This window comes from Methanosarcina sp. KYL-1 (assembly GCF_024372725.1).
Taxonomy (GTDB): domain Archaea; phylum Halobacteriota; class Methanosarcinia; order Methanosarcinales; family Methanosarcinaceae; genus Methanosarcina.
In genome coordinates this window covers 12,990-36,357 of record NZ_VOUA01000007.1, presented here as the reverse complement: position 1 = coordinate 36,357, position 23,368 = coordinate 12,990, and the positions used below count along the sequence as shown (strand labels likewise).

At 47.4% G+C, this 23,368-nt stretch carries 23 protein-coding genes; 13 read left to right on the top strand and 10 right to left on the bottom strand.

Annotation, left to right across the window (positions count from 1 at the left end):
* The first annotated feature begins 27 nt into the window (after positions 1–27).
* The 3 genes from FTO70_RS07180 to FTO70_RS07170 are packed head-to-tail and all read left to right on the top strand — an operon-like array spanning position 28 to position 1,541.
* Positions 28–1,074: a DMT family transporter gene (locus tag FTO70_RS07180; RefSeq protein WP_255335068.1), complete on the top strand. Its 1,047-nt coding sequence runs from the start codon at positions 28–30 to the stop codon at positions 1,072–1,074.
* A 2-nt stretch (positions 1,075–1,076) separates the two neighbouring features.
* Positions 1,077–1,373: a hypothetical protein gene (locus tag FTO70_RS07175; protein ID WP_255335067.1), complete on the top strand. Its 297-nt coding sequence runs from the start codon at positions 1,077–1,079 to the stop codon at positions 1,371–1,373.
* Positions 1,374–1,391: 18 nt separating this feature from the next.
* Positions 1,392–1,541 (top strand): hypothetical protein, encoded by a 150-nt coding sequence (locus FTO70_RS07170; RefSeq protein WP_255335066.1) that lies wholly within the window; start codon positions 1,392–1,394, stop codon positions 1,539–1,541.
* A gap of 221 nt (positions 1,542–1,762) precedes the next feature.
* Here the strand turns inward: FTO70_RS07170 and FTO70_RS07165 are convergent, their stop codons facing one another.
* A complete protein-coding gene (locus tag FTO70_RS07165) occupies positions 1,763–2,446 on the bottom strand; it encodes a DUF5591 domain-containing protein (RefSeq protein WP_255335065.1) in 684 nt (227 codons plus the stop codon).
* Between the two features lie 371 nt (positions 2,447–2,817).
* On the opposite strand from FTO70_RS07165, the gene FTO70_RS07160 reads away from it, so the two are divergent.
* Complete coding sequence (locus tag FTO70_RS07160) at positions 2,818–3,219, top strand: helix-turn-helix domain-containing protein (protein WP_255335064.1); 402 nt, start codon at positions 2,818–2,820, stop codon at positions 3,217–3,219.
* Positions 3,220–3,444: 225 nt separating this feature from the next.
* Here the strand turns inward: FTO70_RS07160 and FTO70_RS07155 are convergent, their stop codons facing one another.
* The 3 genes from FTO70_RS07155 to FTO70_RS07145 all read right to left on the bottom strand — a co-directional run bounded on the left by FTO70_RS07155 (position 3,445) and on the right by FTO70_RS07145 (position 5,652).
* Positions 3,445–4,626 carry an aminotransferase class I/II-fold pyridoxal phosphate-dependent enzyme gene (locus FTO70_RS07155; RefSeq protein WP_255335063.1) on the bottom strand — a complete coding sequence of 394 codons (1,182 nt, stop codon included), beginning with the start codon at positions 4,624–4,626 and terminating at the stop codon, positions 3,445–3,447.
* Between the two features lie 81 nt (positions 4,627–4,707).
* Positions 4,708–5,199 carry an Lrp/AsnC family transcriptional regulator gene (locus FTO70_RS07150; protein WP_255335062.1) on the bottom strand — a complete coding sequence of 164 codons (492 nt, stop codon included), beginning with the start codon at positions 5,197–5,199 and terminating at the stop codon, positions 4,708–4,710.
* Positions 5,200–5,274: 75 nt separating this feature from the next.
* Complete coding sequence (locus FTO70_RS07145) at positions 5,275–5,652, bottom strand: 30S ribosomal protein S8e (protein ID WP_255335061.1); 378 nt, start codon at positions 5,650–5,652, stop codon at positions 5,275–5,277.
* A 554-nt stretch (positions 5,653–6,206) separates the two neighbouring features.
* On the opposite strand from FTO70_RS07145, the gene FTO70_RS07140 reads away from it, so the two are divergent.
* The 5 genes from FTO70_RS07140 (at position 6,207) to FTO70_RS07120 (ending at position 9,855) form a co-directional block, all read left to right on the top strand.
* Positions 6,207–6,533, top strand: a complete 327-nt coding sequence (locus tag FTO70_RS07140) for a hypothetical protein (RefSeq protein WP_255335060.1) — start codon at positions 6,207–6,209, stop codon at positions 6,531–6,533.
* Between the two features lie 322 nt (positions 6,534–6,855).
* Positions 6,856–7,545, top strand: a complete 690-nt coding sequence (locus FTO70_RS07135; RefSeq protein ID WP_255335059.1) for a DUF169 domain-containing protein — start codon at positions 6,856–6,858, stop codon at positions 7,543–7,545.
* A 598-nt stretch (positions 7,546–8,143) separates the two neighbouring features.
* Entirely contained in the window at positions 8,144–8,512 is a 369-nt protein-coding gene (locus tag FTO70_RS07130) for a hypothetical protein (protein WP_255335058.1), read from the top strand.
* Positions 8,509–8,991 carry an NOB1 family endonuclease gene (locus FTO70_RS07125; RefSeq protein ID WP_255335057.1) on the top strand — a complete coding sequence of 161 codons (483 nt, stop codon included), beginning with the start codon at positions 8,509–8,511 and terminating at the stop codon, positions 8,989–8,991. Before FTO70_RS07130 ends, FTO70_RS07125 begins: the two co-directional genes overlap by 4 nt.
* Before the next feature lie 249 nt (positions 8,992–9,240).
* Positions 9,241–9,855 carry an orotate phosphoribosyltransferase-like protein gene (locus FTO70_RS07120; RefSeq protein ID WP_255335056.1) on the top strand — a complete coding sequence of 205 codons (615 nt, stop codon included), beginning with the start codon at positions 9,241–9,243 and terminating at the stop codon, positions 9,853–9,855.
* Positions 9,856–10,212: 357 nt separating this feature from the next.
* On the opposite strand, the gene FTO70_RS07115 is transcribed toward FTO70_RS07120, so the two are convergent.
* A complete protein-coding gene (locus tag FTO70_RS07115; protein WP_255335055.1) occupies positions 10,213–12,345 on the bottom strand; it encodes a DHH family phosphoesterase in 2,133 nt (710 codons plus the stop codon).
* Between the two features lie 530 nt (positions 12,346–12,875).
* Between FTO70_RS07115 and FTO70_RS07110 the strand changes: the two genes are divergently transcribed.
* Both FTO70_RS07110 and FTO70_RS07105 read left to right on the top strand, forming a co-directional pair.
* On the top strand, positions 12,876–13,658 hold the full coding sequence (locus tag FTO70_RS07110) for a slipin family protein (RefSeq protein WP_255335054.1): 783 nt from the start codon (positions 12,876–12,878) through the stop codon (positions 13,656–13,658).
* Between the two features lie 43 nt (positions 13,659–13,701).
* On the top strand, positions 13,702–15,006 hold the full coding sequence (locus FTO70_RS07105) for a nodulation protein NfeD (protein WP_255335053.1): 1,305 nt from the start codon (positions 13,702–13,704) through the stop codon (positions 15,004–15,006).
* Between the two features lie 60 nt (positions 15,007–15,066).
* Here FTO70_RS07105 and FTO70_RS07100 read toward each other — a convergent pair whose 3' ends face one another.
* A complete protein-coding gene (locus FTO70_RS07100) occupies positions 15,067–16,395 on the bottom strand; it encodes an AIR synthase-related protein (RefSeq protein WP_255335052.1) in 1,329 nt (442 codons plus the stop codon).
* Positions 16,396–16,813: 418 nt separating this feature from the next.
* Entirely contained in the window at positions 16,814–17,422 is a 609-nt protein-coding gene (hisH, locus tag FTO70_RS07095; protein ID WP_255335051.1) for an imidazole glycerol phosphate synthase subunit HisH, read from the bottom strand.
* A gap of 572 nt (positions 17,423–17,994) precedes the next feature.
* On the opposite strand from hisH, the gene FTO70_RS07090 reads away from it, so the two are divergent.
* Positions 17,995–18,480, top strand: coding sequence for an Ig-like domain-containing protein (locus FTO70_RS07090; RefSeq protein ID WP_255335050.1), 486 nt, complete (start codon positions 17,995–17,997; stop codon positions 18,478–18,480).
* 51 nt (positions 18,481–18,531) lie between these two features.
* Positions 18,532–18,990, top strand: coding sequence for a hypothetical protein (locus FTO70_RS07085; RefSeq protein ID WP_255335049.1), 459 nt, complete (start codon positions 18,532–18,534; stop codon positions 18,988–18,990).
* A gap of 184 nt (positions 18,991–19,174) precedes the next feature.
* Here FTO70_RS07085 and FTO70_RS07080 read toward each other — a convergent pair whose 3' ends face one another.
* The 3 genes from FTO70_RS07080 to FTO70_RS07070 form a co-directional block, all read right to left on the bottom strand.
* On the bottom strand, positions 19,175–19,831 hold the full coding sequence (locus FTO70_RS07080; protein ID WP_369694345.1) for a LysE family transporter: 657 nt from the start codon (positions 19,829–19,831) through the stop codon (positions 19,175–19,177).
* A gap of 346 nt (positions 19,832–20,177) precedes the next feature.
* A complete protein-coding gene (locus FTO70_RS07075; protein ID WP_255335048.1) occupies positions 20,178–21,041 on the bottom strand; it encodes a hypothetical protein in 864 nt (287 codons plus the stop codon).
* A gap of 209 nt (positions 21,042–21,250) precedes the next feature.
* Positions 21,251–23,173, bottom strand: coding sequence for a PINc/VapC family ATPase (locus tag FTO70_RS07070; RefSeq protein WP_255335047.1), 1,923 nt, complete (start codon positions 23,171–23,173; stop codon positions 21,251–21,253).
* Positions 23,174–23,368 lie beyond the last annotated feature (195 nt).

The following is a 23,368-nucleotide window of genomic DNA, read 5'->3' as shown; positions in this document are numbered from 1 at the left end:
ATAACCCTTAAAAAGGGAGGAGTTGGCGTGGATCTCAAAGCTTTGAAAGCGCAGGAAAGCAAACGGAAAATCAGTAAAGGGTATATGTGGGCTCTTTTTTGTGCTATATTCTGGGGGATCTGGTACCTGCCAGGCACTGTTGTGTGGGTACTAAACCCCTTTGACGAAATGTATGGTGTTATTGCCGGGACCAGCGGAGATGCGGTGTCCCTGGTAGTAACTGCGGCCCTGATTACCGCATTTAACGCACTTACAGTTATGCTGGCCCTAATGCTCTGGAACGGAGTGCTTGGAAAATTCGGAGAACTGGGGAGGACACTTAAGGAATTTCATCCCTGCTCCAAGTGGTTCTTCCTGGCCTCAATCTTCGGAGGGCCCATAGCAATTCTCGGCTCCTTTATGGCCATGGGCTTTATAGGAGGGGCGTTTGCAGCCGTTGCTGCCCTTCTCTATCCTGTGATCGGCTCGGTACTTGCTTATTACTGGTATGGGGAAAAGATCAGCAAGAGAGCAGCAATCGGAATTGTAGTCATTATTCTTGGTGGGATCACAATCTTTGGCGGCGGGGTTATAACCGAGATTGCTGCAGGGGACGTCCCCTGGATAGGATACCTTGGAGGTTTGATGGCTGCTGCCGGCTGGGGGATTGAAGGTGCAATTGCAGGCAAAGGGCTTGACATTTCCGAGCCGGATGTGGGGCTTACTCTTCGGTTCCTTGGGGAAAACATCATCTGGTGGATCATTATTGTCCCACTTCTGGCAATAGTTGGCTATCCGATGTACTCCTTTGCATTCCAGGCATTTGAACCCCTGACGCTTCTGGTTCTGATTTTTGCAGGGATCACTTTTGGGTTCTGTTACGTCTGCTGGTACAAGTCGTTCCCCCTGATAGGGGTCGGCAGAGGCCAGGGGATAGGAAACCTCTACGGGCTGTGTGCCATTATTTTCATCTTCCTCTTCTTCGGAGATGTTCCTCAGTGGACAATTCTGCTGGGAGGTGCGCTCTGCGTTGCCGGGAGTTTCATCATGTTCACGGAAGAAGCCGGAGAACTTGAAACCCTGAGAGGTGAGTAAAAATGGGAAAGAACCGCCCCATAAAGTTCAGGATCCTGGAGCTGTTCCTGGATGGAAAAGAACACTGGAACTATGAGATCGTTTCAAAAATCCAGGAAGAATACAACTTGAGGGGGAATTTCCAAAGGGACAGCATCAACTTCGACATCCTCGAACTTGCCTCCGGAGGGATGCTGAAAGACGTGGAACAGAAAGTCGACGAGGAAGGGATCTACAAAAAGGATTTCCTGCTGCATAAATACATAATTACCGACTTCGGGAAAGTCCGGGGCTCGGATGCCTGCCTCAGGTATGTGTAAAAGAAAAGGAGGGAAAAGATGGTACAAACCGCAGCTGCTATGGAAGCGTACAATGCATACTGGGCAAATTCATTCATACCCGCAGCGGACGTCATGTGGATGGTCCTGATCCTGATCCTGGCAGTCATTGCCCTCTGGCAGGCAAGGACCTTTGTTTCGCAGTTTTAAACTTCGAAACAGTAAAAGCACAGTAAAAGCAGTAAAAGCACAGTAAAAGCACAGCAAAAACTGAAGAGACCTGCCAGCCCTATCAGCTGCCTCCAGATATTAAGAGCTTAATTAAGAGCTTGCAGTTGAGCAGATATAGGGAACCTGGTAGGTTACCCTGCTTTCAGCGTAGCGAATGCCCTGTATGAACCGGGCTCACAAGCATACAGGCCGGGAGACTCTCACAGGAGATACCAGTCAGTATCGTCAACCGAGAGGTCTTCCCGGAGGCCAACTCTCCTTCTGGGAAGCTTTAATGCTTCCGTAATCGCATCTGAAAAGTCCTGCAGGTACTCTTTACTGGAAAGGCTGTTGTAGATGAAGGACTTCTCGGGCTGGAGCATACTCTGGATTGTGGACTCTTTGGGGACCACTTCAACTTTGACGTCCACCATTTCCAGGGCCTTTTCCATGGCAGTCCGGAAATCCCCAATGCAATAAGCTATCCTGTGCCTGTAATTATCCCGGGTCTTTTCAAGGTAACTGGCAAGCCTTTCACTTTCAATCTTTATGAAATCTCTCTTGATCTGCGTTACGTTGCATTTTCCCATCATGAAACTGTAATGCATGAAAGGGTACTGCGTATCAAGTTCCCTTGGGGCAACCCCACAGGTCCCGAAAGTTACGATATGCACATCCTCGGGTTTTGCAGCCCCGAAAATGATCCTGTCAAATTTTTTATGGGACGGGCTCTCATGGTAGGGTTTTCGTTTGGCGCAGGGGACAAAAATACATAGTTCCCGAAAAGGGGCTTCGTATTCGCTCAGAATCCATTCATTAGCCTTTACCATGTCCGGGTGGTAGATTATCCTCTCGGTGTCAAGAGGTTCGGAGGAACGTTCATCTTCGGGAATAATAGGTTTCATAAGCGTCAACCGCTAATTGAGTCAGGAAACTATATATATAATTAACTGGCTGGAATTACCCATCGGATGTGTACATTTTGGGGACGACCGCACCAATAAAATAAAATAAGAAAAATAGAATATAAGAGAGATAAATAAGTTTATAAATATATTCACCAATAAAGATAACTAAGTAACAAAAATAGCGTTCAATACCAGTGGGAAGTACGACTAAAAGAAGTGAAATTGAAATCCGCTAACAATGCTTCCTCCAGAATGAGTAAAAATAAGTATAAAAGACCGTGCCCTTCTGTCAGGACGTGCTGATCTGGCATGGTTGGGGAATATGATAATTGAATACAAGAGGCAAACAGCCTTTGAATAGTGGTTTTATGGCAAATTCTATTCATGAGATGATCAGAGCAAGTTTCAGGTGCGAGGACATGGTAAAATGTGTGCTCGGCTTGAAGTCCCTTGACATCGATGCATACAAGGCCCTGCTCGCACACGGCCCTCTCACAGCCGAAAAACTGGGGGAAATCCTTAACAGAGAGAGAAGCACCGCATACCGTTCCCTGCAGAACCTTATTTCATGCGGGATTGTTTACCGTGAAACCCGGTCCATTGAAAGTGGTGGGTACTACTACGAATACGTAGCCATCGAGCCCCAGGAAATGAAGCAGATGGTAAAGAAAAATGTGGACGAATGGTACAGCCAGATGAACGAATTAATAGAAAAAATGGATGACAAAGTAAGCGCCCTGATAATGAGGATGGATGACGAAGAGAACTGAATGCAAAAGTTTCAATCCTGCTAATTAGATTTTTAAAAAACGTTCACTAAAAATAAAAAAACAAGTTATTAATTAAGAAGTAACTAAGAAGTAACTAAGAAGTAACTAAGAAAAAAGTAAGAAGTAACTAAGAAAAAAGTAAGTAATTAGACAATTAAAAACGAGTTAAACTGTTTTTAAAAAAGTAGAAAGATTAAAGACCGAAAAAAATCATTTCGGCCAGGATCACCGTTTTAATCCGTCTACAAAATCTCCCATTCTATCTATTGCTTTCTTAAGGTCATCCATAGACGCTGCATAGGCACAGCGTAGGAAACCTTCGCCTGCTTCTCCGAAGACATCTCCCGGAATAGTAACAACTTTCTTGTCATTCAGGAGGCGTTCTGCAAACTCGGAAGATGAAAGGCCCGTATCCCCGATGTAAGGGAAGGCATAGAATGCGCCTTTGGGGTTGCAGCAGTCAAGCCCTATCCTGTTAAAGCCCCTGACGACAAAGTTCCTGCGCCGGTCGTATTCCCGAACCATCCGCTCCATCTCCTCTTTTCCATTCCTGAGAGCTTCAATTGCCCCTACCTGGGCGGTTATGGGGGCGCAGAGCATAGAGTACTGGTGGATCATCATCATGGAACGGATAATCTCCGGAGCACCCATTGCAAAGCCAAGCCTTAACCCGGTCATTGCATAAGCCTTGGAAAAACCGTTCAGCATAACGGTCCGCTCTTTCATGCCTTCAAGGGATGAGAAGGGGACGTGAGTGCCCTCATAAGTAAGGCATTCATAAACCTCATCCGAGATCACGAACAGGTCATTTTCCACCACAAGATCGGCGATGTCCTCTAGCCCTTCCTGACCCATTATTGCTCCGGTAGGGTTATTTGGGAAGTTAAGTATGATTGCCTTCGTCTTGCTGGTGATTGCAGGTTTGAGGGCTTCTGCGGTGAGGCTGAATTCATCGTCCCTGTGAGTGGATACGATCACAGGCTTGCCTCCCGCCAGGACAACCGCTGGTACATATGCTACATATGCAGGCTGAACCACGATGACCTCGTCTCCGGGATTGACAACTGCCCGGACCGCTATGTCAAGGGCCTCACTAACCCCGGTGGTGACCAGGATTTCGGATGCAGGGTCGTAGTCCAGGCCGTAGCGCCTGTAATAAGTCCTGGTAAGTTCGTCTCTGAGCTCCGGAAGCCCATAATTGGAAGTGTATGAGGTCTGCCCTTTTTCGAGGGAGTGGATGCACATTTCGCGGATGTGCCAGGGAGTAATGAAATCCGGCTCCCCTACGCCAAGGGAGATTATGTCCTCAAGCCCGGAAACAAGGTCAAAAAAACGCCTTATCCCTGAGGGCGGGACACTTCTAACTGTTTCCGCAACAAATTTTGAAGGATCACATGGAGGTCTCAAGCAAACACCCCGATCAAAAATATGATGAGTTAAATAGAATATAAAATGGAATAAAAAAATTTGGCTTTAAGGGTCCCCATCTTAAAACGAGACCGGGAGCCTTTTAATTGCTTCCGGTTCGTGGAGAATTACCCCGTCCTCCTTATAGGTTTTCAGCACGAAATGGGTAGACGTGCTCTGGACCTGGTCAAGGGTTGCAATCTTCTCTGCCACGAAAAAGGCTACATCCTTCATGGACTTACCCCGGACAGTGAGAGAAATATCATAATCCCCGGAGAGGAGCCTGACGGACCTGACCTCAGGGAACTTATAGATCCTTTCGGCAATTGCCTGGTAGCCCTGGTTGCGCTCAAGGGTAACCTTCAGCTCAATCACTGCATATACGTAGTTTTCCCCAACAAGGTCCCAATCGACAATGGTCTTGTAGTGACGGATGACTCCCGTCTCTTCAAGCTTTGAGATTGTCTGGGTAACTTCCTGTGGAGACATACCAGTAAGTGTTGCAATCTCTTCCGGGCTTGCCCGGGCATCATTTTCAAGAATCTCCAGTATGTGTCGAATTTTATCGTCCATGGGGGTCACCGGCACAAAAAGGAATAAAAATTTTGGGCAAAGAATCCCCTGATGCGGAGGCCAGGGCTCTTTGAATCACTCGATCAATACGGCGTTTACGACTCCGTCCTGCCCGGGCCTGCTAGTAACTTTTGCAGAACCGATGGGAGTCTTTATGACGGAACCCTTTGTGAGGATGTTACGCCTTACGTAGTGCTTGTTTGCAGCGTTGTCAATTACAGTCTCAATTGGGGCGGTCACGGTCTTTCCGTCCTTCGGGTTCGTCACGTTTGCGACGTTGCACTGAAGAAGCCTTACCTTCCTGTTGCCACCCATTGTGGGGACATTTTTCCTCTTTACTTCACTGATACGGGTATCCGCAGATTCGCGGCCCATCTCAAACTTACGCTTCCCGCGGGCAGCGATGACCTTTCCACCGGTCACTCTCCTTCTGGAATTGCCTTGCCATCTCATTTTAAAACCTCATGATTGAACTGAACTATAATCAATGTCTTGTCAATTAATATTTTGTTTATTTGATGCCTTACATCATTTAAATTGTAGATATACCGTACTCAATTGTGATTTACCGTATTTTAATTCTGTAATACTGGTGATCCCGATCAGAGCGAGAGCATACCCTTCAGTAGCCTAATTGCACTGATAATATATTAATTGTATTAATAGGAGTGTTTAATTAGCATTTTTGCTATTGGACTTACCAATACAAGTAGAATCGTATAAGAACTTTACGATCATGCACCCATAAAAACTTGACTTTTGCAACCTGACCCGGAGTCTGAGTCGGGCATGCCCGGGAAAAGGCCTGTGGAAGAATAGAGTATAAGTATAAAAACCAATCCATAAAAAAGATAGGGAGGGAAAAAATAAATATAAAACAAAGTGCATAAAAACGTGAGAGATCGGCAAACAGCTAATTTCACAAACTTAAAAAAATCATGATTACATTCACAGGCCGGAACCATCCGGCTCTAAGTGCATGTAATGCATAAAATGGAGAAAACATAATGGTCACCGAACTTTCCTTAAACACAGTCTGCGGACATACGACAAAGGTCGTTGCCACCAAAGAAGGCAAGAAAACTCACGTGCATATCAAGACCACATGTGAAAAACTCAGGAAATGGGGCACACAATTTGACATGGAGATGAAAGACCTGATGGGCGGCCCTGACACCACTCTTGCCCAGAAAATGGCTGAAGCGCCCCTTACTCCGACATGTCTGGTCCCGGCAGCAGTAATGAATGCCTGCTGGCTTGAAAACGGCATGATTTCCAAGAATCTGGCAAGAGATATGGGAAAGATGGAAATCATCTTTGACAAATTAGAGTAATACATTCCGAAACCATTCATTTATAGTACCGGTTTCGATACAGTTTCGAACACACTTTTGGACACATTTTCGGATACATACAGGAGATTATACTGGCTGGACATGCCCTTAAAAAATGTTGAATGCCGTGATATTCAAAACGCAATCCTCAGACAACTCTTAAGAAAAATAAGAGAACTGCCAAAATCTTTTCAGAAAATATAAACTTAGGAATATTTATATTAAATACGGTTGTGTATTGTTTATCCAAAACTGAACAAACATAAGTAATAAAAATATATTATATTAGTTTCAAAATTAACCGTTCAAAAAAGGTGAGAAAATGGACATAAAAGAAATCAACAGCTACGGCAAGGAAATGGTTGAATGCCTGAAACTCAAAACCTCCCCCGTTGCAGTAAAACTTATTCCTGCAGGAGAGGAAATCCCCGAAGGGATCAAAAAGGTAGGTGAGACCATGCGGCACTGCCAGATGATCGACAGGGTGAGGAGGAACGGAGAAGAGTTCTACTCCCTTGGAGAAGACCAGATGTGCAAAGGCGGAGCTGCATCCATGGGCCTTGGCACAATGCCTGCAAAAGTAGCCAGCGGAGAATTCTACTACAAAGGACTGAAGCATTTCAGTACCTCCAGTGCCTCAAGGCGCACCGTAGAAATGGCCCCGACCCTGCCCCCGAACAGCATGGAAGCTGTCCTGTACTCACCCCTCGAAAAAGCATCCTTTGCCCCCGATGTTGTGGTGCTCATCTGCAACCCCAAACAGATCATGCTGCTTACCCAGGCTATCATGTACAAGATAGGAGGCAGGCTGGAAGTCAGTTTTGCAGGCAAGCAGAGCATCTGTTCCGACGGCGTTGTCCAGGCCTACAGAGACGGCAAGATCGGAATTACCGTAGGCTGCAGCGGAAGCCGGGCCTATACCGAAATCGCAGACGAAGAAATGATTATCGGAATTCCGGTTGAACTTCTGTCCGATGTCATCTCAGGCCTAGAAAAGATCTGCCTTAACTGAAAAACCTTAAGAGAGCTGTTTTAACTCCACAATTCATTTACACTCCGCCTTTTCATAGGGCTTTCAGGTAAAAGCTCCCTGAAAAGGCATTTTTTTAGATTCAAAAAAGTATTGGACGAGCTTTTGCTCCTGTACCCTCCTTATCAACACCCTCATTCAGTGCAAATTAAACAGCATAAACAGGGATAAAACGACGGATACGGACAGGGCTACAATTAGCACAAATTTCAGAAAGATCTTCGTCAATTCTGCCCTGTACAACAACCGGAACCCCCATAAGAGTAAAAACACAAAAAATAAACCCCGGCCCGTAAGAAAATACTCCCAGGCGGGTCAAACTACGATACCTTCGATGAAATTCAATTCAAAACGACATCATCCCCATTATAAATAATAGAGCACCAGACCTGGATAAATGATAAATGGAAACGGCAGGTCTTAATGTATAAATTGAAATTGTTTAGATATATACCATTAAGTATCATAAATTAGAACTTATTGTTCTGAAAAAGGGATTCACTACCCGCATACCATCTGTCCCGATTCTTTCGGCCGGGCTCCGTCAACAGACATTCTTTCTAAGGTGATTCGTTCTAAAGTGATTCGTTCTAAAGTGATTCGTTCTAAAGTGATTCGTTCTAAAGTGATTCGTTCTAAAGTGATTCGTTCTAAAGTGATTCGTTCTAAAGTGATTCGTTCTAAAGTGATTCGTTTTCAAGTAATTCGTTCTAAAGTGATTCGTTCTAAAGTGATTCGTTCTAAAGTGATTCGTTTTCAAGTAATTCGTTCTAAAGTGATTCGTTCTAAAGTGATTCGTTCTAAAGTGATTCCTATTTCTCCTGCAATTAAACACCACAAATTTCGGAAAAAGCTGGAAAAATTAAAAACCCGGTGTTTCAGGAAACCCGGAGGCAACGGAGAAGAGCCAATGGATTATATACTAAAAGAGAAAAGAGGAGGAAAATGACCCGTTACATAGCAGATTCGGCAGTCTTTATAATGGGAAACTGCGACGTGGACAGTTCCCTTTTGATAACTGTTCCTTCGGTTGCGGATGAATTGAAGAGCAGGGATGCCCTTCTTCGCTTTGACCTTGCAAAGGAAGGGGGACTCCGGGTGGAATGGCCCGAGCCAGAGATGGTAAAAGAGATAAAGCAGATGGCAGAGCACACCCGGGATGTGGAAGAGCTTTCAAAAACAGATATTGAAATCCTTGCAAAAGCCCTGGAACACAGGGACACTGCCGTGCTGCTTACGGATGATTATGCGGTCCAGAACGTTGCCGTGCAGCTGGGAATCCAGGTTAAGCCAATTGCCCAGAAAAAAATAAGGGACCTTATAATCTGGCAGAAGCAGTGCATTGGCTGCAAAAAAACATTTGAAAAAGGCGAGGTTTGCCCTATCTGCGGTTCAGCTCTGAAAAAGAAAAGAAAGAGAAAGGTTTGAAAGGCAAACACAGAAAGGGGAAAAAGCGAAGGGCCGGAAAAAAGGAAAAATAAAGAGAAAAGAATGTTAAAGGTTAGACCGGAAGCTGAAGAAAAAGATATAACGCTTGATAGTGTAATAATGTCTGTAACTGAGTGATTGGATACCTGGATTACAGGTTTTCAGACAGTATTTAAGAGCATCCGGAAGATAGGCCTTAAAATACTGCTTATAAAAACAAAAAAACAATTTTAAGGTGGGAATGGAGGCATGAAGAATATAGACGATTTAATCCAGAAAGCTGTGGAACTGCAGAACAACGGGCTTGTAACCGGCCAGATTGCCGACGAACTCAACGTTTCCAGAGAAACGGTAACCTGGCTTTTGACACGCTCGAAAAAGGATGTAACAGCCCCCGCACCGAAAGACATTTCCGTAAACTGGAGCAGCATAGGAAAAAGTGCAACCAGGCTCCACTACATTTCCCTCGCCCTCTGCGACATGGTGCTTGAAACTCTGGAAAAAACAAACGCCGAAGTGGATGTAGTTGTAGGTGTTGCAGCAAGCGGCGTTCCCCTGGCAAGCATGATGGCAAACGAACTGGGAGCGGACTTTGCTCTCTACCATTCCCGCAAAGGACAGGACGTTGTCCAGCCCGGCCATAAAGGGACAATCAGCCGGAACTTCGGAAGCGTTGCAGGCAAGAACTGTGTGATCGTGGACGACGTTATCACCACCGGTTCCACCACAATGGAAGTGATTGAACACCTGAGGGAAATGGATGCAAAGCCCAGGGTAGTAGTAGTCCTGGTGGACAAAAAGGGCGCAGACACCATTGCCAATGTCCCCATTCAGTCCCTTGTGAGAATTGTGCGGGTGGACTGAAAAACAGGGAAAGAAAGTAGAAAATACCGAAAAGGATTTGAAAAAAACTCGAAAATAATTCTAAAATAATTCGAAAAGACAGAAAGAATTTGTTTCTGCGGAAAGCCTTTCTCAGGAAAGGTTTCCCGAAAAATTTACATTTTTTGAGCTCTCGTTCTTCTATTCTTAAGCTCTCATTATTCTTTTTTAAGCTATCATTATTCTTTTTTAAGCTATCATTATTCTTTTTTAAGCTATCATTAAAAAAGTGCAGAGTAAAACAGTACTGGGTTTTGCCTTCAAGGCAGCCCATTTCCTTCCCCTGTTTAAGGGAAGGGGGAAGGAAGGGAAAAACAAAAAAGTTTTTAGAAGCCGTAATTAGAATTCGACTTCCACAGATGCAATCTTTTCGGCGAGCCTTGAGAGGACTTCGGTCCGCATCCCTTCCACAAACTTGATGCTGCCCACTACCAGGTGCCCGCCTCCATTGACCCCGGCACCCACGAGTTCTTCACGGAGTTCCCGGACGATCCGCGGGATGTTCATGAGCACACCTTTTGAGCGGATGACTGCAAAATCCGGGCCGTAACCGATAGTTACCACAGGCTTGTCGGGGTTCCGCTTGCAAAGCACGTCGTGCACCTCCCCGGAGGTCTTTCCCGGGGGCGGGAAGGTAAACTTCTGGGCATAGTTTTCGACGTCAATCACATTCATGATAGCCCCGTTGGCAAGTTTATGGGACTTGACGTTAGAAAGGCAGGTATCAAGCTGGTCCTTGATCATGGTATTCGCCTGCTCGCAGAGCAGAGAGACAAGTCTCTTGTGGGTCTTGTGGTCTCCCAGGTCAAGGATGTCATCAATGAGGCCTTTTCCACTGCTGAACTTCAACCAGAACTGCTCATAATCCAGGGCAAGGGCCATTTCCTTCAGATCTGCAAGGGTATAGCGATCCGAGGCAAGCCCGATGTACCTTCCAGCCTCCGGGGCCTCCGAACGGTCCCCTACGGCTGAAACCGCAGGCAAGTGCCTTATCGTATTGCTGACATCCGGGTTGATCATGCGGGCGACTTCAGCACAGAGCATGCCTGCCGTGACTCCGAAATCTCCCCCTACATGGGCAGGGTTAACGTGCCCTATAAGGAACTGGTCGACGATCTCATCAGGGTGGTGGTGATCGATTACCAGGAGGTCGATGTCGTAGACCCGGGCCTGCCTCATGGAAGGTACGTCCTCTTCCGTGGAGCCGTTGTCCACGAGAATTACCAGCGGCATTTTCTGCCCATGCCTGGAAGCATCTTCAAGTGCAAAGGAGATGTCTCTTGTAACATCGGCAAGCTCATAGAAAGGAGCCTTGGAAGGAGCACGCTTGTAGAAGTAATATTCTGCATCCGCCCCCCCGATTTCCGTAATCAGTGGGAGGATTGCCCTCTCAATGGCAATGGCAGAAGTAATCCCGTCTGCATCGGCGTGGTGCCTGAGGATGATAGGTTTGGAATGGAAAATCGCTTTTTTGATTTCTTTTGCAACGTGGAGCATCTGAGGCTTGAGCTTTTCCATGATTTCGCTTTCAACAAGGAAGGGAATGTCAGCAGGAGCCGCTTTTTCCTCAATTACCCTCTCTACCCGGGCTCTGACCTCAACCTCTTTTGCCCCGGTCAGCAGCTTCATGCTCATGACTTCGATCTGGACCTGCTCATCCCGAAGAGTCACTTCCCCGGTAATGGACACAACCATTTCCACATCAATATGGGGGTAAGCCCGTTTTCCAGCACTTTCGAAAGCTGCACAGGGGACAAAACCCCCTTCATCACTTATCGTAAAAATGGTCGGGCCGCTGGTCTGCTTTACCTGGATGACCTCTCCTTCAATCCGGATAAGCCTGCCTTTCATGCTGGGCTCGATTTCTGCTGAATTCTTGACAGGAAGTTCCTTTTCAAGCTCGATGGTCTCATACTTCGCAATGGTCTTTGGGATAAGGTCAAGCTTTCCTCCGGCTTTGATACTTTTCACAAGGACGATCACGGCATCCCCGACATCAGGCGGGACCTCCACATTGCTTGAGTGCATAAGTCCCCTTACGTGAGAGTTCAGGTCCACAAAGACCCCGAAAGAGGCTGCGCTGCTCACTATCCCATGGTAAAGTTTTCCTGCTTCCACGTCCTTGAGGTCGCATGAGTCGTCCAGGGCATAGACATACTGAGAACGGGAACATGAACTGCATATTTCATCCTCGAGTTCTTCCGCTCCGTAAATGCGTGTGCCGCAGACCTTGCAGGAAAAAATATTCCCCAGCCCTCTGCAGGATTCACAGGGCTTGCTAACCTCTATTTTTCCCGTACCCTTACATTTTTCGCATTCCGCACCGTTTTTCAGGAAACTGTCAATATCTTTTTCCGAAATTTTCATAAAATCAATCGATTTCGACTTGCCTTTCCCCTTACACAGAGGACAGACCTCGGTAGAAATTATTTCATAGCCACGACCGTGGCAGTCTGGACATTCCTTGCTCATGAATATCACCGGCGGTTCTTCTCTAGAACCTTCGTTTTATTGCCCTGACGGCTTTTGCAGTTCAAAATCTCGCTTTCGAACTTTATTGCTTCTGACGATTCTGCGCTATCTGCCTTTAAACCTGCTTACAAATCACTGCCTGACCCCGGTTCTGGTCCGGATCAAATAGACACCTGCGATGCCCTTCTACTCCTTCACCGCCCTATATCCGCTGAATGTTAGCATCTTCTGTATGCTAGTATCTTCTGCATGTTAGTATCTTCTGCATGCTAAATATAATTTATTTGCCAGGGCCCGGCTCCGTATAGTACCCGGTAAAGAGTGGCAAGCACCATTTATGGAAAAAATCCGGAATCAGGAAGGATTCTTATATCTATCTGCAGGATTTTAAAGGAGATTCCACGATTCAAAACTTTTAGACCCGGAAATGCTTAAAAAGCAGGAATTTTCAGGCATAATTCCCCGGATAAAGAATAATTATTTATTGATAAGCCCAATTCTAATATAAAGAAATAAAAGGGGCATGATACATGGACGGTCTTTTCGGTCAATTTTTAATTCCTGTATTAGTAGTTGTGTTATTAATACTCTCACAGTCAATAAAAATGGTGAATGAATATGAGCGCGTAGTTATTTTCAGGCTGGGCCGCCTTAGCGGAGTAAAAGGGCCGGGGATTTTCCTGATTATCCCTTTTGTCGATAAGGCAATAAAAATCGACCTGAGGATAGTTACGATCGACGTCCCGAAACAGGCGGTGATCACCCGGGACAATGTGACAGTGGAAGTTGACGCCGTTGTCTACTACAAGGTAGTGGAGCCCGGAGCCGCCATCACCCAGGTCGAGAACTACATGTTCGCAACCTCAACTCTCTCCCAGACCACCCTCAGGGACGTGCTGGGTCAGATGGAACTTGACGAGTTGCTCTCGCAGAGGGAAAACATCAACAAGGACATCCAGGAACTGCTGGACGCCTATACCGACCCCTGGGGAATCAAGGTCACGGGGGTCACGATCCGGGACGTCGCCCTGCCCGAAACCATGAAAAGGGCAATTGCAAAGCAGGCGGAGGCAGAAAGGGAAAAGCGGGCCAGGATCATCCTTGCAGAAGGGGAATTCCAGGCCGCCCAGAAAATGAAGGAAGCTGCCACCCTCTACCAGGGAGTACCCGCGGCCATCAAGCTAAGGGAGCTTCAGACTCTTGCCGAGATTGCCAGGGAAAAGAATCTCATAGTTGTAACACAGTCCGGAACCGTGGAGACCGGAAACATAGCCGCCCTTTCCCAGGCAGTTTCCGGAAAGAAAATGGAATGAAGGGCAGAAGGAACGTGGTATAAACAAGAAAGGAACGATAAACATGAGTGTGGAAAGGGCTTCCCGTTTCCTCCCTGTTTTTTTTCTGTGCTGCATCCTTGCGACAGCATTCGGCACTCCTGCTGCTGCTGGACCGCAGGAAAAGGTGCTCGTACTTGAGATTTCCGGAGCCGTCACTCCGGCTTCCGACAACATAATAGCTGATGCAATAGCAAAAGCCGAAAATGAAAATTTCGAGGCTCTTGTCCTCAGCCTGGACACTCCGGGAGGAGGCCTGGAAGAGACCCAGATTATCATAAAAGATATTGAAAACACCAGCATCCCCATTATCGGGTACGTGCCGGAAAGCGGAAAAGCCTGGTCTGCCGGGACCCTGATCCTGATGGGAACTGACATCGCTGCAATGGCGCCTTTCACGGTGATCGGTTCGGCCCAGCCCGTACAAATGTCTGCCGAAGGAACAAAACCCGTTGAAGATGAAAAGATCATAAACGCCCTCGTGAAGTTCTCGGTAGAAACGGCAAGAAAACACGGGAGAAATGAAACTTTTGCAGAAGAGGTCATAACAAAAAACAAGAACCTGAATGCAGAAGAAGCCCTTGAGTACGGCGTAATCGAATACGTAGCCACTTCGGTTCCGGACCTGCTTGCCCAGACAGACGGGCAGGAGGTAAAGGAAAGGACTCTCCGTACCGAAGGCGCCAGCACCGAAACATACGAACCTCCGCTTCCTCTGGCTTTCCTGAGACTTATCTCAAACCCGGTCCTCTCTTCCCTGCTCCTGACCATAGGACTCTACGGGATAATCTTCGGGATCTCAAACCCCGGAGCCGGAGCCGAACTTTTCGGGGTCATTGCTATTGTGCTCGGTTTGATAGGGACAGGTTTTGACATAAATATAGGGGCCTTTTTCCTCATCCTTGTAGGGGTAGTGCTTATGATCATGGAAATCCAGTCCCCGGGCTTTGGGGTCTTCGGGATTGCCGGCCTGGTCAGCCTTGTCATAGGAAGCATCTTCCTCGTACCCATGGGAACCGAAAACCTCTACACCCCCGAATTCCGGAGACTTCTTACCCTGACCATTGTAACTCCCACAATAGTCTTCGGGCTATTCCTGGTCTTTGCAGTCTACAAAGTAGCCGAGTCGAGGAAGAAAAAACCGGTCATAGGAGCAATCATAGGCGATACCGCCCGGACAATCGACCCGCTTGGGCCTGATAAACAGGGATATGTCCGCTACAGCGGAGAGTACTGGAAAGCCAGGTCCGAAGAAGAGATAGGAAAAGAGGAAGAAGTGGAAATTATAGGAAAAGAAAGGGAAGTGCTCGTCGTAAAACGAGCACAATAATTTATTTATAGTTACAATTACGGGATACAATTTTCAGAAATTTACTGCTCTTTAGTCAGTTCAGCGTTTCTGAAGGATCTTTTCCAGGACCTTCTGCTTTTTCTCAATAGAGCCCGCAGCCGCCCTGTCGATTGCCGCTCTCATTTCCTCAAAGTCCCTGGGATTTTCTTCTCCGTGAACCTTTTTCACAGGAGTATAGGCAGACTCCCTGAACCTGGGTGCAAAGTCCCGGAGTTCTCCGTTTATGAGAATTTCTGCCCCGTTTCCTTCTTCCACGCGGCCTATGACGTCGATCTCAACCCCTGCTGCCCGGACGGTCTTAAGGATAGCATCCGCATGTTCCGGCGGGACGATGACCAGCAGGGCATCCAGGGACACGCCCAGATAGTCAATTTTCAGACCCTCTAACATGGAAAGGACCTTCGGGTTTACAAGAGCCCTGATCTTTGTCTCTTCAAAGACCATTTTTACCCCTGCGGTCTTTGAGATCTCCCTGGCATCCCCGCGGATTCCTCCGTTAGTGACGTCGGTCATGGAGTGGACTTTCTCGTGCAGCCCCGATTTCAGCAGGGCTTCACAGGCTTCCAGGAACCGTATGTTGATGGTCTCTTCAACGACATCGTGCATGCCGTAATAGAGCGCAGTCGTGGAGATTGTTCCCCCTCCGGCCCCTTCGGTCATAAGTATGAAATCTCCGGGACGGGTCTGGTTCCGCGAGGTAAGGGAAGAGGTTACGCCTACAGCCCCGACACCTCCGGTCATGCGGTCCCCTATGACCATGTCCCCGCCGATCCGGAGCGTGCTGCCTGTGATGAGAGGGATGCCGGTCAGTTCCGAGACCGTGGTAATCCCTGCAATATGGTCGAAGATCTTTGCCACGTCCCCGTCATCTGCAATGTGGATGTCAGAGAGCATGGCCAGGGGACGGGCACCCATAGAATAGACATCCCTGAGGGCTGCCCTGGCTACATGGAACCCGGAAAGGAAGGGGAAGTCGCTTAAACGGGAATGAATGCCGTCAACCGTGACCACCAGGTATTCGTTGCCTATCCGCACGACCCCTGAATCGTCCAGCTGAGAGCTGTCCACAACCGCTCCGGTCTGGCCTATAACCTCTCCGAGTTTGGCGTGCACGTAGAAATCTCCGGTCCCCCTGGAACCGACTCCGAACTCCCCCATGGAAACACCTGAGAGTGTAGGGTTTAACACGTCCCCTTCCACCTGGAGGGTTGCCTTTGCCTCGGTAATGACCGCTGCAGCGATCTCATGGGCGTTTTCATGGCTTATTTTCTTGATTTCGAGAATTCTTGAAGCCAGCTGGGCCTCGAGCCCGGCCTCATTTGCAGGGTCCTGCCTGAGAGCCCGTTTTGCATAGCCTTCTATATCCATGGTACCATCTTCTCGCAGAATAACTTTTTTCCTGCCCAAAAGGGGACGGGACAGGATAATTTTACAATCCAAGCACTGATTGATCAGTTAAAACATCATTCGCAATTCAAGCACTAACTGGTTAGTTAATTCAAGCACTAACTGGTTAGTTAAAACATTATTCTCAATTAAAGCATTGATGGAGTATTTCGAGCATTAATAAGACCTTAAGCATCAATCGGGAAATTAAAAGCTTAATGTGACCATTCCGAAATAATGCAACCTAATGCAACTTATGCAACTTAACACAACGTAATTTAAAGTAATGAAGTTTACCCATATGGTTATGCAGTTTTTCAAACCACTCAAATGCAAGGCAAAAATAAAAAATAACGTTTTTAGCTACAAAGCCTGCCAGCATATTCCTTTGAAAGTATATTCAGCACATTCCGACAAAGTTTTTCAGGATTTGCAGCCCTATCGCTCCGCTTTTCTCCGGATGGAACTGAGTCCCCATAACGTTGCCTGCAGAGTTTACGACCGAAGCTGCAAATTCCAGCCCGTATTCGCATGATGCAAGGGTATTTTCGGGGGCTGTGTCCACGTAGTAAGAGTGCACGAAATACACGAAAGAGCCTTCGGGTATGCCTTCAAAAAGGGGGTGGTCCTGCTTGATCCTGATATTGTTCCAGCCCATGTGGGGCACTTTCAATTCGGATTTGGGAAAACGGAGTACCCTTCCCGGGACGAGGCCAAGCCCCTCGGTCAGCCTTCCTTCTTCGGAAGAGCTCATCATCAACTGCTGCCCGAGGCATATGCCGAGCATTGGCTTTCCGGATTTTGCATACTCGTAGACAGTCTCTTTAAGGGGGACAAGGCACTTCATTGCGTCCACAAAAGCACCAACACCCGGGAGGATCACCCCGTCAGCGGCAAGGATCTTTTCAGGGTCCCCTGAGATTACGGGACTGGCCCCCACCTGTTCAAGTCCCTTCCGGACACTGCGGAGATTTCCGACCCCATAATCGATAATTGCAATTCGCCTCATAGATCTAACAAATAAAGTTAAAATAGATTAAGTTTACGAGCAAATTAACCCAGGCTATAAAAAAGCCCGGTATCAGAGCCTTTACAGCCCTCCACCAGATAAAAAAGAATGCCTGATAAGCGAAAATTTATAAATTCTTTGCCGCCCTTTCAAAAATCACCTTGGACTTGCCGCAGCGCACGCATTCATACCGTTTTTCAAGCACTTTGGGCAAAAAGCACAACGCTCCGCCTTTTCGTTTCCACTTGTGCAATCCGAAAACACACAAAAAACTATGTCTATGGTCCGATTCTTCTGGGTCATCAGAACATTTTTGCGTCAAAAAACTGTTTCCCCTCGTTCATAATTAATGTGAATAATGCAGTATTCGGAGAATATGCAATATTCAGTGTGTTTATGTTCAGGCTGGTATATAAGTATATAGCTCACCCCCTTAATAATAAAAGGGTTTTCCAATAAAAAAACTTGCTGGTCTAAAAATTAAATAATTTTATATACAGGGATCGAGTACTGGTAAATGTAAAAGATTTTACATTAAATATTGTGGAAAATACTAAGAAGTGGGGAAAAGCATGAAGAAATTTCAATTTTTCAGGAACGATGAGAAAGCTATGGAACTCCCGATCAACATCGTGGTTATGCTTGTCGTTGGGATGGTTGCCCTTGCCACACTCATTGCGATCATACCGACTCCTACAAAAGAGATGTCGGTTTTTGTGGACGGAGCCGCCCTGGAAGGAGGAAGCCTGCAGGGAGGAAATTCAATAATAGTAAGCGCTGATACCGCAAAGGACTCCTTTGCAGTGACTGTAAAAGTCCGGGTAACAGACCAGGACGGAAACCCGGTCAGGGATTCAAATGTGATCCTGAGGGGCCTCGGCGGCGCGGCCTCAAACAATACGGATATCAACGGGATTACGGTCCTGACGACTCCCGAGGACGCAAAAGTCAGGCTCGACCCGAACCAGAATGAAGGGACAATGGACCTGAAAATCCTAGCAGACGGCTTTTATGATTACGAGAAAAAAGACGCCATAATGATCATAAAGACCCGCTAACCCGGGCTTTAACTTAAATTTTTGATAAAAATCGGGTAAGAGGTCGTGCATATGCTGCCCGGAAAGCTCAGTGGGGACGAAACAGGGACTATCGGGCTTCCGATAAGGATTGTAGTCCTTTCAATTGTTGGCCTTGCAGGGTTTTATGCAATCATCTCAGCCATTTCCAGCATGCCCTCCCCACCCGAACCCATGTATGCCAGAACAAACGCGAGCACTTTTTCATTTCCTCCTGCGTCAGATGGATATTTTGATGCAAACCTGACCCTCCTGGTCACCGTGCTTGACAGGGATAACAGGAGGATAGGGGAGGCAAATGTAATTGCCTGGAGCCCGGACCGGAAAAAAGCAGTTTTTGGAGTTACGGATACGGAAGGAAATGTCCTTATAAGGCTTGCAAACCCAGAGCTTCCCCAGGGAAAAGCCGAAGGATATGTCGCTATAAAAGTGATGAGAACCGGCTACCGGGATTTTGAAAACGATTACTTTGTTAAAGTGACCCGGAGTTAATTGATAAGGTAACCTTCAGTTAATTGGTAAAGTACCCACAGTTAATTGATAAGGTAACCCGGAGTTGAGAAGTTTCAAAAACTGCCCGGGCCCGAAAGAACAAAAAGCCGCTGTTTTTGCTTTCTATTTCTCTTAAACTATTTTTGATGGTTTTCCGGCGCCGGAAATGGCAGGAAAGAAGAGCTCACATCATTGCGGAAACATTGTTGTAATTGAACAGGAAATAAAGGCCAAAGGCCACCATAAGTCCTCCGCAGAGGTAAAGCACCTTTTCATGCGCACGCTGTGAGATCAGTTCCTTTCCCCTGGAAAAAGATGATGATACGGCTACAAGGACCCCAAGATCGGCTGTCCAGTGCCCGGCAACAAATGCGGCTACTGCAAGGATGCCGGCAAGGTATTCCTGCAGGACGATAGCGCTGCCTGCTGTTAACCACCATCCGAGAAAAATAGGATTTAATGCAGAGGTTAGAATCCCTGCAGGCAAAGGACCGACCGACAGGTTCAATTTTCTGACTGAAGCAGAAACATCCATTGTAGAGGTTTCTTTTGCACCTTTAATCATCACCAGCCCGAAAAGTGCCATTGCCAGGCCGCCGATTACGGCCATATACGAAATCATGCCTTTCCCGATAAAAGATGATGCACCTGCCAGGATGAGCAGGAATATGGTAAACTCTACCATGGCGTGCCCGATGAATACTGAAGGCCCTGCCTGCCAGCCTTTTTTAAAGGATGTAACAACCGTTGCGAACATCATGGGGCCGGGGATAAGGGCGGCAGATATGCCTACCGTAAAGCCCAGAATGAGGGCCTTTATCAGCTCTATAATGGGGATCACCAGGAGGGGTAAGATAGCTTAAATAAATGAGAGTAGTCATATATAAAAAATGTGTTTGGATTGGCCTCATTAGAGAAAAGGAGGATTAAAAGAGAGACTTGATCATCGGGTATCATGTTTAATTTTTTAGATCAGAGACTTTTCCGTCCCATGGCATCAGAGATTACCGGGAATTAGAAAGGCAGGGACAGAAAAGCAGAGTTCACGGGGCATAAAAAGTTTGGGTTTCCGTAACACTGCATAAACTGTCCTGTTTGCAGCACTTGCAAGCTATTCCAAGAGAGGAGTTTTATCTTATTGCAGACTTCGGCTTACTACATGCCTGCCACTTTTTGTATTCACGGTCTTACTCCTGAACTGCCATCGATTTTTGCTTCCGGTTAACCATGTAAAACTTCAAGAACACAGCTGCAGCCATCAAAAACGCAAGCCCCATCGAGAAATAAGGAGACCTTATGACATCCCAGCGGCCCGACCAGACCAGAACACCTGTAAGGAAAAGGACCGAAGCCCCTGCAACCCCCGAGACTTCCACGGGAACCTTGATTGAACCGAGGGTGAACCTGTTCTGGTTTTCGGCAGCTTCAATCCGGGTTTTGAGTCTTGCTGCAGACTCCTTTACCGCAGTTTCTTCTTTTTTTACCCCCTCTACTTCCTCACCTAGCCTTTCGATTTCAGGCTGCAGGCTGTCATGTACAAAATCCGAAAGCTCGGAAACGGCTTCCTGAAGGGAATTGAGGCTTTCGGAAAAACTGGAAAACAGGGCATTGAGCTCTTTTATTTTTTCAGTGCCTGCGGAGACTTCGGACGAGGAATTCAAAAAAACCACAGAGGAACCCGAAGCCCCTGCAGAAGAAACCATGGTGCTGAAAGCAAGATTCGAAGCATCCCCTTCCGAAAGGGAGGAAACGGAACTGGAAAGAAAAGAACTCCCGGAAAGAGGAAATGAATCAGCCGGGAAAACGGAAGGGCCCTGTGGAGAAACAGCTGTCTCGCCTGCAAATTCCCCGGGGATCCCATTCTGAAAAGATCCGGCAAGCCGGCCGGGAAAGTCAGACCCTGCCCCCGGCGCAGGAGGCTCTTCCAGCGACAGGCGGCGTTCAACTGCCCTGAGACGCTTCTCAAAACTCCGGATGCTCTGGTCAAAAACCTCAATTCTTCCCTGAAGGTCTTCCCTGAATTCTGGCTCTCCCTTATTGATTTTACCCAATTAAACCACGTCCCCCATTGAAAATATCTTATATGGATTCAGGCAGTCACACGATATAAATTTTTGGACTGATTGTTAGAAAATTAAAAGAGATAAACAAAATAAAGAAAGGTATTCCAGGAAAAGGAAAAAGATGAAATGGGGGCCGGGAAGAGAAAAAAATGAAATGGAGCCGGATAAAAGGGAAAAACAAAAAGGAATGCAGCAGATCAGATCTGCCTGATTTCAATGATTTCTCCTCTTTCCTGGGCCTCCATTATTTCGGAGGCAAGGTCCGAAATTCTCCGAAGTTTTACGTCCCCATGCCGGCTTACGGTCGCGCTGAAGAGGTATTCGTCTTCGACATAAACTTCCACATCCTTTCCTGCAAGTTCTGGGACCCCAAGGATCAGGTGTTTCTTGTTCATTTCGATGAGGGGGTGGGCAGAAGAAGGACCGATTCCTGCTTCAGGCCCGGCAGCTCTGGCCTTGAAGGAGGGGGGTTCGGCCTCAGCCCCGTACTTTCGGCCTCCCGGAGGCCTTGAAGGTTCATGTTCAAGTTCCCGGACGTCTATGTGGAGCCCAAGCATGCTTTCTATCCGGTCGATAACGTTTCCGCCTTTGCCTATAACCTTGCGCATCTCCGCGTCCCGGACCTTCACGATTGCGCTGCTGTCCGATGTCACTTCCACTTCAACCGGGCCCTTCGCATACCTGCTTATGACATTTTTGATCTCTTCTTCAGCAAGCTTCCAGGCGGGTTTCCGGCCTTCTACGGCAGTCCCGATGGGCATGACAACGACCTGTTCTCCGTAGGTGTAAATCTCGTACTCGACCCTCCCGGTTTCGAAATCCGCAATGGTAATTACAGGCCTTGCAAGGTCCTGCTCGGTCATCCCGTGAGGTACCTTAACCGTAAAGGCGAGCACAAGGACCTTTGCAACCTCTCCTTTGTCGATGAAAATTACCGTATCCACGACCTGGGGGATTATGCCCAGTTCCACCCTTCCGATCAGGCGCTGGATTGCGTCCACAGCCCTTGTTGCATGCACGACCCCTATCATCCCGACCCCCGCCAGGCGCATGTCTGCAAAAATCAGGAAATCCCCGGTCTTTCGGACCTCATCATAAATGGTGTAGTCCGGCCTGACCAGGAGCAGGAGGTCTGCGGTATCCTCCATCCTCCCATTCAGGGGAGAATACTGGGTAATCTCAGGGGGCACCTGCAGGTCCCTTGGGGACTCCATGGTCTTGACAACCTGTCCGCGCTCGTTCAGGTAGCGGGCAACCCCGGCCGCAAAGGTAGATTTTCCGGCTCCAGGAGGCCCGGCAATAAGAATACCCCGCTGGCTTACGATGCGCTCCTTCAGCTTATCGCTCAGGCGGTACTGTTCAAGGTCTACAATTACAGTCGGCCTGACTGCCGTAATCTCCATGTCATCGGAAAAAGGCTGGTGTGTGATTGCAATCCTCATATTCCGGATCTGCAGGACCGTAGCCCCGTCAGAAGACATCTCGATGAAAGACTCCGGATCGACCCTTGCCCTTTCGAGAAGTTCCTTTGAGATTCTGGAAAGCTCTGGGTATGTAATAGGCTCATCCCTTATCCTGACATAGCGCACCATTCCCACAGGGCCCCGCTTGGCCATTGGGGAGACCCCGTTTTTAAGGTGCACGGACATAGTATCATCAGCAAAAAAATGTTCGATTTTGAGAGGCCCCAGTTCCGAAGGGTCCACTACCTTGGGAGGCACATACTCCACATCAAGGCCCTTTGCCCCTGCTATGATAGACTGGACCCGGTCCTCGGTTAAAAAAAGACCCCCTACCTCAAGGGCAGTGCTCCTGATAAGGGCATCAACCCTGCCTTCCTTCGAAAGCTTGATTTCTTCAATGGTGGGCTGTACCCCACTGAATTTCAGGACGATTTCTTCCCTGTCTGCCAGCTTTCTAAGTTCGGAAAGCTCGTCAAGCCCTTTAAACCCGATATCTTTGCCCTTGTTTGCCTGGGCTTCCAGTTCCGATACCACGGCTTCGGGAATAATAACTTCCGCACCCCTGAACTCACCGCTTTTTATCCGGGAAGAAAGCCGCCCATCGATAATCACGCTAGTATCCGGAACGATCCTCCATGTCCGCTTCTCATCAGCCATATAAGGGGATATAGAGCCGGAAGGTATATAATAAAACTTCTGGGGCTTTTTTTCTGATGAAAGGAGTACTAAAACGAAGCTGAAAGGAAAAAGGAGGCAAAAATCCCCGAAAGTCAGGAAAAAACGAACAAAAGTTCAAGAACGCGAAAGAATTGGAAAAAAATGAAAATAGGAGATTTGAAAAAAATCAGTAAT